Origin of the sequence: Pseudomonas brassicacearum subsp. brassicacearum, assembly GCF_008801605.1 — a bacterium.
In the GTDB taxonomy this organism is placed as follows: domain Bacteria; phylum Pseudomonadota; class Gammaproteobacteria; order Pseudomonadales; family Pseudomonadaceae; genus Aquipseudomonas; species Aquipseudomonas brassicacearum.
In genome coordinates this window covers 575,311-589,828 of record NZ_VZPJ01000002.1, presented here as the reverse complement: position 1 = coordinate 589,828, position 14,518 = coordinate 575,311, and the positions used below count along the sequence as shown (strand labels likewise).

General features: G+C 63.7%; 11 protein-coding genes. 5 read left to right on the top strand and 6 right to left on the bottom strand.

Annotation, left to right across the window (positions count from 1 at the left end; genetic code table 11):
* Nucleotides 1-271: 271 nt before the first annotated feature.
* The 6 genes from F7R20_RS08530 to F7R20_RS08500 form a co-directional block, all read right to left on the bottom strand.
* Entirely contained in the window at nucleotides 272-754 is a 483-nt protein-coding gene (locus F7R20_RS08530; protein ID WP_003206459.1) for a chemotaxis protein CheW, read from the bottom strand.
* The gene (locus tag F7R20_RS08525) at nucleotides 747-6,680 is read right to left on the bottom strand and encodes an Hpt domain-containing protein (protein WP_003206461.1); all 5,934 of its coding nucleotides are present in this window, start codon (nucleotides 6,678-6,680) and stop codon (nucleotides 747-749) included. The genes F7R20_RS08530 and F7R20_RS08525 overlap by 8 nt, the downstream gene beginning before the upstream one ends.
* A gap of 186 nt (nucleotides 6,681-6,866) precedes the next feature.
* A complete protein-coding gene (locus F7R20_RS08515; RefSeq protein WP_003206462.1) occupies nucleotides 6,867-8,927 on the bottom strand; it encodes a methyl-accepting chemotaxis protein in 2,061 nt (686 codons plus the stop codon).
* Nucleotides 8,928-9,138: 211 nt separating this feature from the next.
* Nucleotides 9,139-9,678: a chemotaxis protein CheW gene (locus tag F7R20_RS08510; RefSeq protein ID WP_003206464.1), complete on the bottom strand. Its 540-nt coding sequence runs from the start codon at nucleotides 9,676-9,678 to the stop codon at nucleotides 9,139-9,141.
* Nucleotides 9,679-9,688: 10 nt separating this feature from the next.
* Nucleotides 9,689-10,054: a twitching motility response regulator PilH gene (gene pilH / locus F7R20_RS08505; RefSeq protein ID WP_003206465.1), complete on the bottom strand. Its 366-nt coding sequence runs from the start codon at nucleotides 10,052-10,054 to the stop codon at nucleotides 9,689-9,691.
* 48 nt (nucleotides 10,055-10,102) lie between these two features.
* On the bottom strand, nucleotides 10,103-10,531 hold the full coding sequence (locus tag F7R20_RS08500; protein WP_003206467.1) for a response regulator: 429 nt from the start codon (nucleotides 10,529-10,531) through the stop codon (nucleotides 10,103-10,105).
* Between the two features lie 224 nt (nucleotides 10,532-10,755).
* Here F7R20_RS08500 and gshB point away from each other — a divergent pair, with 224 nt between their 5' ends.
* The 5 genes from gshB (at nucleotide 10,756) to pyrR (ending at nucleotide 14,503) form a co-directional block, all read left to right on the top strand.
* Nucleotides 10,756-11,709, top strand: a complete 954-nt coding sequence (gene gshB, locus F7R20_RS08495) for a glutathione synthase (protein WP_003206468.1) — start codon at nucleotides 10,756-10,758, stop codon at nucleotides 11,707-11,709.
* 76 nt (nucleotides 11,710-11,785) lie between these two features.
* Entirely contained in the window at nucleotides 11,786-12,682 is an 897-nt protein-coding gene (locus F7R20_RS08490; RefSeq protein WP_003206470.1) for an energy transducer TonB, read from the top strand.
* 223 nt (nucleotides 12,683-12,905) lie between these two features.
* Complete coding sequence (locus tag F7R20_RS08485; RefSeq protein ID WP_003206472.1) at nucleotides 12,906-13,475, top strand: YqgE/AlgH family protein; 570 nt, start codon at nucleotides 12,906-12,908, stop codon at nucleotides 13,473-13,475.
* Nucleotides 13,475-13,912 (top strand): Holliday junction resolvase RuvX, encoded by a 438-nt coding sequence (ruvX, locus tag F7R20_RS08480; protein ID WP_003177497.1) that lies wholly within the window; start codon nucleotides 13,475-13,477, stop codon nucleotides 13,910-13,912. The genes F7R20_RS08485 and ruvX overlap by 1 nt, the downstream gene beginning before the upstream one ends.
* 84 nt (nucleotides 13,913-13,996) lie before the next feature.
* A complete protein-coding gene (gene pyrR / locus F7R20_RS08475; protein ID WP_003206474.1) occupies nucleotides 13,997-14,503 on the top strand; it encodes a bifunctional pyr operon transcriptional regulator/uracil phosphoribosyltransferase PyrR in 507 nt (168 codons plus the stop codon).
* Nucleotides 14,504-14,518 lie beyond the last annotated feature (15 nt).

Sequence of the window (14,518 nt, the reverse complement as noted above, 5' to 3'; positions counted from 1 at the left end):
TAGCCGCGCTGGGCCATGGATGGCCCTTCGCGGCGGGCCCACGGAGCAATGCCTTCGTTCGGGCATGCCGAGCCTAGGCGAGGCACCGAGTGGTGGGGCAAAGCCTTTTTGGTTACTTTTTTGGCGTCTGAAAAAAGTGACCCGCCGTAAGGGCGGAACCCTAAGCAGCCGTTACCGCAGCAATGGATATGTACCCGATCAACAAAATTTTGGCCAGCTGTCAGGCCGCCATCGCGAGAAAGCTCGCTCCCACATTGGGAATTCGTATGCCTCAGGGTTTGTGGGGCTGAATCAGGCCCGCAGCCATCACCAACTCCTCCAGTGCCAACAAATCCGGCACCTTCGCCACGTGCTCGCCCACTTGCACCGCCGCCTGTTCCAACCCGCACAGCGGCACGTCGACGTAGCTCAACTGGCTGTCGAGCTTGTAGGAGCGTGGGATGCCTTGCACCAGCAGCGCTATGAAACGCAGCTCCGGCCGTCCGCCGAGGGCGTTGAGCACGACGATGCGCACTCGCTCGCCAATCACGGTCTTCTGGCCGCAGGCCGACTCGAAGCTCAGCAACGGGATTTGCCGTTCACGCCAGCTCACCCAGCCCAGGAACCACGGCGGGGTGTCCATATCGAATACGCTGCTCTGGTAGTCGATCAGTTCGGCCACGGCCACGTTGGGCAACACCAGGTGCCGGTCAGCCAATGGCAACAACAGGCCGGTGAGTGGGCTGGTGCGCGAGTGAAGATGCAGGTCATGCATGTGTTTTGCTCCAGTACGCGATGCTGTCGAGCAGCACCGATTCCTGGTACGGCTTGCCCAGGTAGTCGTTGACGCCGATGGCCATGGCGCGGTCGCGGTGTTTCTGGCCGGTGCGGGAGGTGATCATGATGATCGGCAAATGCGCCAGGCGCGGGTCGTTGCGCACTTGCGTGGCCACTTCGAAGCCGTCCATGCGCGGCATCTCGATGTCCAGCAGCATCAGGTCCGGGGCATGCTCGGCCAGCAGCGCCATGGCATCCACGCCATCCTTGGCGGTCAGGACGTGCATGCCGTGGCGTTCCAGCAGGCGACTGGTGACCTTGCGCACGGTCACCGAGTCGTCCACCACCAGCACCAGCAGCGGCCGTTGCGATTCGCCCTCGCCTTCTACCGGCACTTGGCGGCGCGGGACCTGGTGGGGCAAGGCGCGGATCGGCGCGAGCAGGTCGAGAATCAACACCACCCGGCCGTCCCCCAGGATCGTCGCCCCGGACAGGCCCTGTACCGCCGAGAACTGCGGGCCGAGGCTCTTGACCACGATCTCCCGGGTCCCGGCGGTAGCGTCCACCTGCACGGCGACGTGCCGCTCGTTGCACTGCACCAGCAGCACCGGCAAGGGCTGGCTCTGGCCCAGCAGTTTCGGCCGGGCGCCGGTTTTCAATAGCTCTCCGAGGTAGCACAACTCGTAACGCTGCCCGGCATAGGTGTAGGTCGGCGGGTCGAGCTGGTAATAGCCGTCCAGTTCGGCGGGCAACACCCGGACAATGCTCTCGATGGTGTTCAGCGGGATCGCGTATTGGTCTTCGTGACAGTGCACCATCAACGCCCGGTTCACCGCCACGGTAAACGGCAGGCGAATGCGGAAATTCACGCCCTGCCCCGGCGTGGAATCGATGACCATGCTGCCGCCCAGTTGCCGAACCTCTTCGTGGACCACGTCCATGCCGACGCCGCGCCCGGATATCTGGGTGATTTTCTCGGCCGTGGAAAACCCTGGTTGCAAGATGAACTGCAGCACGTCGCGCTCGCTGATGTCGCTGTCCGGCGCCAGCAAGCCACGTTTGATCGCCTTGTTCCGCACAGCCTCCAGCGGCACCCCGGCACCGTCGTCGCGGATGTCGAAAATGATGTCGCCGCCTTCCCGGGACAGATCGAGGCTGATACGTCCTCGGGCCGGCTTGCCGGCGGCGATGCGCACGTCAGCCGGCTCCAGGCCGTGGTCGACGGCGTTGCGCAGCATATGTTCAAGAGGTGCAGCCATGCGCTCCAGCACGTTACGGTCCATCTCGCCGTCGGCGTTGCCGACCAGGAATTCCACGTCCTTGCCCAGCTCCTGCGCCACTTGCCGGACGATGCGCTTGAGCCGTGGCAGCATGCGCTCGAACGGCACCATGCGCGTACGCATCAGGCCTTCCTGGAGCTCGGTGTTGATACGCCCCTGCTGTTGCAGCAGGACCTCGGCATCGTGATTGCTGCGGTCGAGGGTTTCCTTGAGCTCAAGCAAGTCCGAGGCGGACTCGAACAGTGCCCGGGACAACTGCTGCAACTGGGAGTGGCGGTCCATCTCCAGCGGGTCGAACTCTTCATAGCCCAGGCGCTCGGCCTCCACCTGTTGCCGGCTGAGAATCCGCCCCTGGGTTTCGGTATCCAGGCGCCGCAACTGATCGCGCATGCGCTCGATGGTGGTTTCCATTTCGCCCAGGGCCACGCGCCCGTCGTTGACCTGCTGTTCGATACGCCCACGGAAGATCGACGTTTCGCCCGCCAGGTTCACCAGGTCGTCGAGCAGTTCGGCGGATACCTTGACCATGTCCGCACCGTCGCCCGCTGCGCTGGGGTCCGGTCTTGCAGGCGCCGCAGGCGGGCTGACGATGGGAGTGGGCACCGGCTCCGGCGCCGAGACAGCCTGCGGTGCAGCATTCTCCTGGGGATGATTCACCGCCTGGATCTGCGCGATCAGTCGGTCCGCCAACGGGCACGGGTGGCCGGCGCGTACTGCATCGAGCATCTGCGCCAATCGGTCATGACTGCTTTGCAACAAAGTGAACAGCGCCGGGCTCGGCTGAAGCAGGCCTGCCGACAGGCCTTCGTAGAGATTTTCCAACTCGTGGGCCAGGTCGCCGATGGGTCCGATTTCCACCATGCGCGCACCGCCCTTGAGGGTGTGCAAATCCCGCAGCAAGGTTTCCACGGCCTGGCGATTCGACGGTTCTTCCTGCCAGCGCAGCAGCGCCGCGCCCGAGCTGTCGAGGATGTCGAAGCCTTCTTCAAGGAAGATTTCCAGCAACTCGGGATCATGGCCGGCGCCGTCGGCCTGGGCCGCTGCGCTCGTCTCGATGGCGTTCGGCTTGTCCTGGCGGAACCGTCGAATGGCGTCGATCAGCGCAACGGGATCGCCCAACGGCTGGCCCTGTTGCAACTGCCCGAGCAACAGGTCGAGGCGTTCGTGGCTGCTGGCAAGCAGTTGCGCCAGTTCCTCGCTGTAGCTGTAGCGGCGGTCCACCAGCCCTTCGTAAAGGTTTTCCAACTCCTGGGCCAGGTCGCTCACCGGCCGGATGTCGGCCATTCGCGCACCGCCCTTGAGGGTGTGCAAGTCACGTTGCAGCGAGGACAGCGGTGCGCCGTTATCCGGATCGGCCAACCAGCGTTGCAAGGCCTGGGCGGCGCTTTCGAGGATGTCTTGGGCTTCTTCGAGGAAAATCGCCGCGAGGTCATCTTCCATCGAGGTATCGACGGGCGCGTCACGCTCCATTTCCGCCGTCGCGTGGCCCAGTTCGCGGATGCTCAGGGTGCGGCTGCCGTCGCTGCGGATCAGGCCGGTGGCCGATGGATCAAGGCTCTCCTGAAGCAAGCGACGCAGGGCCTGTACCCGCTCGGGCTGCGGATGCACATGCTGCCCGGCCGCCAGCTCATCGAGCATATCGATCAGCGCTTCATGGGCGCGCTGGGCTTCCTGGAAAAATTCATCGCTGACCGCCAGGCTGCTTTCCTCTACCGCACCGTAGAGGTCGAGCAAGGCTTCGCAGAGTTCGTCCACCGGGTGCAAGTCGGCCAGGTGCGCGCCTTCGCCGAGGGTGGTCAGCTCATCGAGCAGCGCACTCAGTTCCTGGCCTTCGCCGGGGTGCTGCTGCCAGCGCTGCAAGAGGCTTTCGGCGTCCAGCAGGATGTCCATGCCCTGGGCTAGGAAGTTGTTGATCAGTTGTGGGTCGCGCTTGGTCCGCAGCGCTTTGTCCGGCGCGCTGTTGGCGGCGTGCAGACGCTCGGCCAGCAGGGCCTGGGCGCGCTGGATCAGATCCTCGGCGCCAGGGATCGCTGCCAGCGGCTCGCTGTGCAACTGGCGCAGGCCCCGGCGCAGCAGCCCTTCGGCTTCCAGCAGCAATTCGACCTCATCCAGATCGAGGGCAATCAGATGCGCCCGGTATTCCCGGGCCAGCTCATCCATCGCCCCGGCCAGCTCGGCGATCGGCAGCACGCCGGCCATCGACGCGCTGCCCTTGAGCGTATGCAAGGCCCGCTGCAACTCATCACTGGCCTGCAGGGGCAGGTGGTCGGCCGACTGATCGAGAAAGCGATTGAGGCTGGCGAGGTGGCCCTGGGCTTCGCTGTCGAAGATCTTCAACAGCAGCGGATCGAGGGCGGCCACGTCCTGCTCGTCTTCATCCTTCTCATCGCCGCCCTTGGCCAGGACATGCGCGCGGGCGGCCAAGCGGTCGACGTCGTCGCGCTGGCGCTGGTGATTGGCGGCGAATTCGGCCACCAGGGCCGGCAACAACTGCACCGTGTCTTCAATCAACTGGCGGACCGAGGCCTGCGGCTCGACGCTGCGCTCCAGGACCCGGTTGAGCAGGTTTTCCACGGCCCAGGCCAGTTCACCCAGCACCAGCGCCCGGACCATCCGGCCACTGCCCTTGAGGGTGTGGAAGGCCCGGCGCAGTTCGCTCAGGGCGCCGTGGTCGTCGGGATGCGCACTCCAGCGCGGCAGGTATTCACGCAGGACGTCCAGCACCTCGCCGGTTTCCTCGAGGAAGACCTCGCGCAACTCATCGTCCACCGGACTTTCATCCAACGGTGGCGGCAACAGGCTGCCCGGGGTGCTCTTGGCTGGCGGATTGACCGCCGAGATCGGGCTGGCCAGCACCTCGGCCAAGGATTGCACCGTCTGCGGGTCGTCCCATTCCTGCAAGTCCTGCATGACCTGGGCTTCGTTGGGGCTCAATACATCGTCGAGCACCGGCACTCGCGCTTCGTCAGGAAAATAACCGAGCGCAGCCAAGCTCCGCTCGACCCCGTCGAGCAACGGCTCGCCGGGGGTTTCCGGGTCCTCGCTCAAGCGCTCCAGGTAGTATTCGAGACCGGTGATCACGTCAGCCAGGTGGTCGAGTTCTTCCCAGCCCGGCTGGGCCTGATCCAGCAGCAGATGCTCGCGGATGAAACCGTTGCAAGCCTCCACCAGGCTGGCGGCACGACTCAGGGGAATCATCGCCAGCGCGCCACGCACCTGGGTCAGCAACGCCGGCAAGGGCTGCAGTTGCTCGCGGTTCCAGTCCGCGTCGATGTAGTCGACGATCATGTCCTTGGCCTGTTGCAGGCAGGTGTGGGCTTCCTTGATGACGATCTGGTGGATCTGGGTCAGGTCGGTGGTGGGCAGGTGGGTGTCTTCGCGGCTCTCGGGCTCGACGGTGCCGACCATGCCGGCCAGCGTCGCCTCGACGTAGAGCAAGGCCCCGGCGACGTCCATGAGGGTCGCGTCATCCGGCTTGCGCTGGCCCTGGGCGAGGCTCAGGACCACGGCCAGTTGATCGATGATGACCTTGCGTGGCTGGCCAAAACCGAGCACCGCCAGGGTGTCGGCGATCTGCCGCAGCGGCGCCAACAGGCTGTCCAGCTCCGAGGCGTGCTGGCGATCGCTGCGCACGAACAGGTCCAGGCGCTCCTTGACCCGCACCAGTTCCTCGCACAGCGCGGCAAGCACCGAGCGCATGGCATCGCGGTCGGGCCCGGCCAGGCGCGCGCGTTCTTCGTCGACCATGGCGCTGTCGGGCAGCGCGTCGTCCAGTGAGTAGCGTTCTTTCATGATCTGCATCTGCCCGCTGGGATGTTCGGCCTTGGCAATATAGAACAACAAACTCTTGAGCAGGTGGGGCGGTGCCGGCTGATTGATGCCTGGCATGCCTTGGTCCAGCAGGCGCTTGAGTTCCTTGTCGGCTTCCTTGAACAGGCTGCGCAGCGCCGGGCTGTTGGCGATACGTCCGTCACGCATGCCTTCGACCAGCGCCGAGGCCACCTGCCATAACGCATTGAGCGGCGCCCCAGTACACAAGGTTTCCAGGCGATGGAAGACCTTGGCCAGGTAACCGAGGTGGGTTGCGTCGTCCTGTTCGCGCAGCAGGCCCACCAGGGCCATTTGCAGGGTCTGGCGCAATTTGCGCAAGGTGTTTGGCAGGTCAGCGGGTTCGAGGCGCTGCAAGGCCTCGTCGCTGAGCGGCGCAATATCGGGCAACTCGGGGCTGAACAGACTGGTTTCCGACAACAGGCTTTCGCCCCGGGCACTGCGCAGGTCGTTGATCAAGGGCAGCACCACCAGCGGCAGATCGCGACGGGCACCTTGTACGCGGTCCAGGTAGATCGGCAACTGCCCCAGGGCCTGGCTCAACAGGCTGATGGCTTCGTCGCGATGGGTGACGCGGTTGTCCTGCAGGGCGGCGCACAGTTGCTCCATCTCCTCGGCCAGCAGCGCCGCGCCGTAGAATTCGACCATCTGCAGGCCGCCGTGGACCTGGTGAATGCAGGCCAGGCATTGCCCGAGGGCGTCCGACGCCTGCGGATCGTCCACCAGGCGGTTGAGGGCCAGATGAGCCTGCTTCAGCGTTTCGGCAATCTCGCCCTTGACCCATTCCAGGGCCACATAGTCGTGCCGATCACCCATAACCACTCCAATCAGGAGAACACAACACGCCCGCGGGGAAGGGATTTACCTGTGGGAGCAAAGCTTGCTCGCGATGCAAACACCTCGGTTCCCGAAGAACCGCGTTATCTTCATCGCGGGCAAGCCTTGCTCCCACAGAAACCTCCTCGCCACAAAAAGCCTTTTCCAACGGATGGATCCGGTTGGTCACCCCTTTTCCTCATCGCCAGCCGCTGCCGCCGGCAACGTGAACCCCGACACCGAACGACGCAGCTGGCTGGCCATTTTCGCCAGGTTGCCAATGCTCTCGGCAGTGGCGGTGGAACCGGATGAAGTCTGCGAAGTGATCTGCTGGATCACGTTCATGGTCAAGGAAATCTGCCCCGCCGAGGTGGTCTGTTGCTGCGCCGCATTGGAAATGCTCTGGATCAGCGCCGCCAGGGTCTTGGACACGCCTTCGATTTCTTCCAGGGCAACGCCGGCGTCCTGGGCCAGTCGCGCACCGCGCACCACTTCGGTGGTGGTCTGCTCCATGGAAATTACCGCCTCGTTGGTATCGGCCTGGATCGCCCGCACCAGGGTCTCGATTTGCCGGGTCGCCGCCGAAGAGCGCTCGGCCAGGCGCTGTACTTCATCGGCCACCACCGCGAACCCGCGCCCGGCATCGCCGGCCATGGACGCCTGGATGGCGGCGTTGAGGGCCAGGATGTTGGTCTGGTCGGCGATGTCGTCGATCAGGCTGACAATGTCGCCGATTTCCTGGGATGACTCACCCAGGCGCTTGATGCGCTTGGCGGTGTCCTGGATCTGCTCGCGAATGTTGTCCATGCCATGAATGGTGTTGTGCACCACCTCGTTGCCCTTGTTGGCAATCTCCACCGACCGCTCGGCCACCGCCGACGACTCGGCGGCGTTGGCCGATACCTGGTCGATGGACTGGGCCATTTCATTAATTGAAGTCGAAGCTTCGGAAATTTGCTGGGCCTGGTGCTCGGAGGCCTGGGCCAGGTGCATCGCCGTGGCCTGGGTTTCCTGCACCGCAGCGGCGACCTGGCCGGCGGTGAGGTTGATGGTCGCCACCAGGTCGCGCAGTTGGTCCACCGAGTAATTGATGGAGTCGGCGATGGTGCCGGTGAAGTCCTCGGTGACCGAAGCAGTGACGGTCAGGTCGCCATCGGCCAGGTCTTCGATTTCGTCCAGCAACCGCATGATCGCGTTCTGGTTGCGCTCGTTCTTTTGTGCGGTTTCGTGCAACTGGCGGTTGGTTTCGCGGACCATCACCAGGCCAATCAGGATGATCGACATCAGCGCCAGCAAACCCAGCACATAGCCGCCGATGGTATTGACGGAACGCCCGCCGGCGAGGTTTTCGAAGGCCGTGGCCAGGTGCGAAGCCTCGTCGAGCAGGGTCTGCGACAGGTTGAAGATGTTGCCGGCCGATTCGCGGACCTTGAACAGCTCCGGGGAGGTCTCGAGGATTTCGTCCACCGAACCGGAGACGAACTCGAAGAGCTCGCTGATTTCGCTCAGGCGTGCCCGGGCATCGCGGTCCTGGACCTGGGATATCTTCAGGGCCGGGTCACCTTGCAACATGCCATTGAGCACCTGGCCAAAACGCGCGGCGTCGCGACCGAAGGTGTCGGCGGCCTGGCTGGCGTTTTCGTCCCCCGCCAGCACGGTATTCACCGCGCCGAGGATCCGCTCGGCCAGCAGCGACTGGCGCTGGGCCATGGCCACCTGGGCGGCCGGCGCGCCGCGTTGCAGCAGGATCTCGACGACTTTTTCGTACTCGACCTGCAACTGCGGCACGGTTTCGGCCAGGGTCGCCGCCACCTGGTGCAGCGACAGCACGGTCTGTTCGCTGGAGAGGATGGCATCGGTGTTCTTTAGCAGGCGCTCCCAATCCAGCTGCACGGCGCGCATCTGCGGACGCAGGGTGGCCGGCGCAGGGGGCAGGCCGGTGACCGGGTCGCCCTGTTTCAGGGAGCCCCAGCGCTGGGCGAAGTCATTGCGCGCATCGCTCAGCAGCTTGAACGCCGCGGGCTTGCCGGCGGCGGCCTCGGTGGCGTTCTTGGCGATGCGCTGGGACAGCACCCGCAGCTCGCCGGCATGGCCGATGTACTGTTTGTCATAGGTGGATTGGGTGTTGAGGTAAGCGAAGTTGGCGAACAGCAGCATGATGAAGACGATCAGCGCGACGAACAGCACGATGATCTGCGAACGACTGCGCGACGCTTCCAGTGGCTTGCCTGTTTTTGCTTTGATCATCGGTTCTCGCCTGTACTGCCCAATCCAACTTACAGCTATTGACTGTAAGCAAGCCTTTGTCGTGCAGCCTGCTCAACCAGTGCGGCTCTGTGGGAGCAAGGCTTGCCCGCGATGAGAACGACACAGTTTTCTCGCCAACCGAGGCACCGCCATCGCGAGCAAGCTGTGCTCCCACCGGCTCGCTCCCAGAGGGGGCCTGCGCTGCATCTCGTTAAATCGCCACATCCATGAACCCCGGCGACCGCGCCAGGGCAAACGGGCTGAACACTTGCCACTCGCGCTCACCGCCAAACCGGCCCTTGACGAAGGCCGCTTCCGGGCCGTCGAGGTCGTCCACCAGCGTCGGTTCCAGGCTGTCCTGGGCAAAATGCTGCAGCCCAAGGACCTCGTCCACCAACAACCCGGCGAACACCTCGTCGTGATCCACCACCAACACGCGCCGCTGCTTGCGCACGGTCGACAGCTCGTGGCCAAAGAACCCGCACAAGTCCATCAACGGCAACAAACGCCCGCGCAGGTTAGCCACTCCACGCACCCACGGCTTGACCCCGGGCAAATGCGTGTGACGTGGTTCGTGCAGCACTTCGCTGACTTCACCCATCGGCGCTACGTACCAGTGCTCGCCCAAGCGAAAGCCAATGCCGCTCCAACCGGCGCGATGGGTCGGCTGGGAGGGCAGGTCCGCCCCCAGCAACCGGCAACGCCGGTCGATCTGCAGCAGCAGTTCGAATGCGGTCAGGGATTGGCTCATGGCCGCACCGTCAGCCCGCCAGCACTTTGTTCAGGGTCGCGATCAGGGTTTCTTCGTCCACCGGTTTGGTCAGGTAGTCCTTCGCCCCTTGGCGCGTACCCCAGACCTTGTCGGTGTCCTGGTCCTTGGTGGTGATGATGATCACGGGGATGTGGCCGGTGTCCGGGTCCTTGGTCAGCTGGCGCGTTGCCTGGAAACCGTTGAGGCCGGGCATGACGATGTCCATCAGCACCGCATCGGGTTTTTCCTGGCGGGCCAGGGCCACACCATCGGCGCCATTCTCGGCTTTCAGGACCTGATGGCCGTGCTTTTCCAGCATGCCGGTCAATTTATACATTTCAGTCGGCGAATCATCGACGATCAGAACTCGTGCCATGGTGTTCCCCATTTTCTTGTTGACCCCAGGCCCGTTGGCCAAGTGTCATTAATGTGCCTGGTGCGGCTGGACAGCGGCAAAGCCCGGAACATGGGCCTGTATCGCGCCCAGCAGTTCTTCCTTGCTGAACGGCTTGGTCAAAAACTGATCGGAACCGACGATGCGTCCCTTGGCCTTGTCGAACAACCCGTCGCGAGACGACAGCATGATCACCGGCGTGGCCTTGAACGCGCTGTTGTTCTTGATCAGGGCACAGGTCTGGTAGCCATCAAGGCGCGGCATCATGATGTCGACAAAAATGATGCCCGGATGATGGTCGGCGATCTTGGCCAGGGCATCGAAGCCATCGACGGCCGTGATCACCTCGCAGCCCACGTTGCGCAGCAGGGTTTCGGCGGTGCGGCGGATGGTCTTCGAGTCGTCGATGACCATGACCTTCAAGGCGCTGGGTTGCTGCTGCGTGAGATGCTCTGCCATTGCCACTGCGAACCGGTTTTTAACGCGTAAGTGTGATCGACAGCGCAAACCCTTGATGTTCAAGGCCCGCACGTCACATGGCAGCCTTTTTAGCACAGTCTCCATCGCCGATCTATCGGCCGCTCGGCGCGGTGGTTTTTCCTTGACCGCCAATCTTCCGGACGCCACTCTGACGCCACTTTTTCACGCCAATATGTGCCCATCACATTTCGAGGAACCAAGCCATGAGCGTACGCGTCGGCATTGTCATGGACCCTATCGCCAGCATTTCCTATAAAAAGGATAGCTCGCTGGCCATGCTGCTGGCCGCTCAGAAGCGCGGCTGGGAGCTGTTCTACATGGAACAGCGCGACCTCTACCAGGCCGAAGGCCAGGCTCGGGCGCGAATGAAACCGTTGAAAGTCTTCGCCAACCCCGAGAAGTGGTTTGAGCTGGGCACCGAGAGCGACGCGCTGCTGAGCGACCTGGACGTGATCCTGATGCGCAAGGATCCGCCGTTCGACATGGAGTTCGTGTACTCCACCTACCTGCTGGAACAGGCTGAAAACGCCGGCGTGCTGGTGGTCAACAAGCCCCAGAGCCTGCGCGACTGCAACGAAAAGCTGTTCGCCACGCTGTTCCCGCAATGCACGCCGCCGACCATCGTCAGCCGTCGCCCGGACGTGTTGCGCGAATTTGCCGACCATCACGGCGACGTGATCCTCAAGCCTCTGGACGGCATGGGCGGCTCCTCGATCTTCCGGCACACCGCTGGCCACCCGAACCTCTCGGTGATCCTGGAAACCCTGACCTTGCACGGCAAGCAGCAGATCATGATCCAGGGTTACCTGCCGGCCATCGTCGATGGCGACAAGCGCATCCTGATGATCGACGGCGAACCGGTGGACTATTGCCTGGCCCGCATTCCGGCAGCCGGCGAAACCCGCGGCAACCTGGCGGCTGGCGGGCGTGGCGAGGCGCGTCCGTTGACCGACAAGGATCGCTGGATCGCCGCCCAGGTCGGCCCGACCCTGCGCGAAAAAGGCCTGCTGTTCGTAGGCCTGGACGTGATCGGCGAGCACCTGACAGAGATCAACGTCACCAGCCCGACCTGCATCCGCGAGATCGACAATGCCTTTGGCACCGACATCGGTGGCATGCTGATGGATGCCATCGATCAGAAGCTCAAGGCTCGTTGATCCAGATCTGCTGAAGGAAACCCACATTGCGTTATCATGCCCGGCCTGAAAAAAACGCGATGTTGGTTTCCTTGTCATGACACTCCCGTCCGATCTGCCCCAAGAGCTCGCCCATCGTAGCGTGCGCCCGGCTGATCGCCTCGGTTTTACCCTGTTCCTGGCGGCGTTGATCCACCTGGCCCTGCTGCTGGGCGTCGGTTTTGCCACGGTCGAGCCCAAGCAGATCAGCCAGACCCTGGAAATCACCCTGGCCACCTTCAAGAGCGAGACCAAGCCCAAGAAGGCCGACTTCCTCGCCCAGGAAAACCAGCAAGGCAGCGGCACCCTGGAAAAAAAGGCGATCCCCAAGACCACCGAGATCGCGCCGTTCCAGGACAATACGGTGCAGAAAGTCACCCCGCCGCCAGCGGCCAAGCCCGAAGTGCAGGAGACGGCGCCCAAGGCAGCCGTGACCACCGTGGCGCCGAAGCCGAAAAAGGCCCCGGTCAAGGAAGAGGTCAAGCCTGATCCCAAACCCAAGGCCCCCGAACCCACCTTCGACAGCTCACAGTTGTCCAGCGACATCGCCAGCCTGGAGGCCGAACTGGCCCAGGAGCAACAGCTCTACGCCAAGCGCCCGCGCATCCACCGCCTGAGCGCCGCCTCGACCATGCGCGACAAGGGCGCCTGGTACAAGGACGAGTGGCGCAAGAAGGTCGAGCGCATCGGCAACCTCAACTACCCCGACGAAGCCCGGCGCAAACAGATCTACGGCAACCTGCGGCTAATGGTCTCGATCAACCGTGACGGCTCGCTGTATGAAGTGCTGGTGCTCGAGTCTTCCGGCCAGCCGCTGCTGGACCAGGCGGCCCAACGGATCGTACGCCTGGCCGCACCGTTCGCGCCGTTTACCGGGGACTTGTCGGACATCGACCGGCTGGAAATCATCCGCACCTGGAAGTTCGCCCGCGGCGACAAGCTCTCCAGTAACTGAACCGCCGCCGAGCCCTGCAGGCTCACCCCAGATCGAATGTGGGAGCGAGCTGTCTGGGAGCAAGGCTTGCCCGCGATGAAAACGCCGCAGTCTCTTGAGGACCGCAGCGCCTGGATCGCGAGCAAGCTTTGCTCCCACACAGCTCGCTCCCACAGGGGATTGGTGACAGTCTCAGGCATTTCCCGGCTTGTCAGTTCGCCCCCGCCCCGCCACACTAGCGCCTATGAAAAACGTCAGCCCCACCTACCTCAAGCATCACTTCCTGATTGCCATGCCGCACATGGCCGATCCGAATTTTGCCCACACCTTGACCTACATCGTCGAGCACACGGCCAATGGGGCCATGGGGCTGGTAATCAATCGCCCGCAGGAATTGAACCTGGCGGACATCCTGGAGCAGTTGCGCCCCGAAGTAGAACCGCCACTCTTGTGCCAGCATGTGCCGATTTTCATCGGCGGCCCGGTGCAGACCGACCGCGGTTTCGTGCTCCATCCGTCGGGCCCCAAATATCAGGCCACCGTGGATCTGGACGGGGTGTCGCTGTCCACCTCCCAGGACGTGCTGTTCGCCATCGCCGACGGCGTCGGCCCTGAGAAAAGCCTGATCGCCCTCGGCTATGCCGGTTGGGAACCCGGGCAACTGGAAGCCGAACTGGCCGACAACGCCTGGCTGACCTGCCCGTTCGACGCCGACATCCTGTTCAACACCAGCAGCGAATTGCGCCTGGAAGCGGCGGCCAGCCGGTTGGGGGTCAACCTCAGCCTGCTCACCAGCCAGGCAGGACACGCCTGATGGCCCTGCGCTTGCTGCTGGGCTTCGATTACGGCACCAAACAGATCGGCGTAGCGGTCGGCCAGGTCATTACCGGCCAGGCCCGCGAGTTGTGCACCTTGAAGGCGCAGAATGGCGTTCCGGACTGGAACCAGGTCGAAGCGCTGATCAAGGAGTGGAAACCCGATGCCGTGGTGGTCGGCCTGCCGCTGAACATGGACGGCACGCCCAGTGACATGTGCCTGCGCGCCGAGAAATTCGCCCGCCGGCTCAATGGCCGCTACAACCTGCCCTTCTATACCCATGACGAGCGCCTGACCACCTTCGAGGCCAAGGGCGAGCGCCTGGTGCGCGGCGGGCAGAAAGGCAGTTACCGCGACAACCCGGTGGACGCCATCGCCGCCGCCCTGCTGCTGCAAGGTTGGCTCGACGCCAACGCCGCCCTGTTCGAAACCTGATTTTTTGAAAGCGCCGCCAAGGCGCTTTCTCTTAGCGATAGACCGCGCCATTCACCACCGGCCCGGGAACCTGAAGGAGCCAGCATGAGCCTGCCCAATCCTGCCGAACTGATCAGCCAGATGGCGATTCGTCTCAAGGCACACCTGGAACACCGCGGCATCAGCGACCCGCGCTACATCGGTATTCGCACCGGTGGCGTCTGGGTCGCCCAGGCCTTGCTCGAAGCACTGGGCAGCCAATCGCCGTTGGGCACCCTGGACGTGTCCTTCTACCGCGACGATTTCAGCCAGAACGGCCTGCACCCACAAGTGCGCCCCTCAGCCCTGCCGTTCGAGATCGAAGGCCAGCACCTGGTGCTGATCGACGACGTGCTGATGAGCGGCCGGACCATCCGCGCCGCCATGAACGAACTGTTCGACTACGGCCGCCCGGCCAGCGTGACACTGGTGTGCCTGCTGGACCTGGACGCCGCCGAGCTGCCGATCCGGCCGAACGTGGTCGGTGCGACGCTGACGCTGGCCGCCCACGAGCGGGTCAAGCTCTCCGGCCCGTCGCCGCTGCAACTCGAACTGCAAGACCTTGCCCTTTAACTGCCCTTGTAAGAG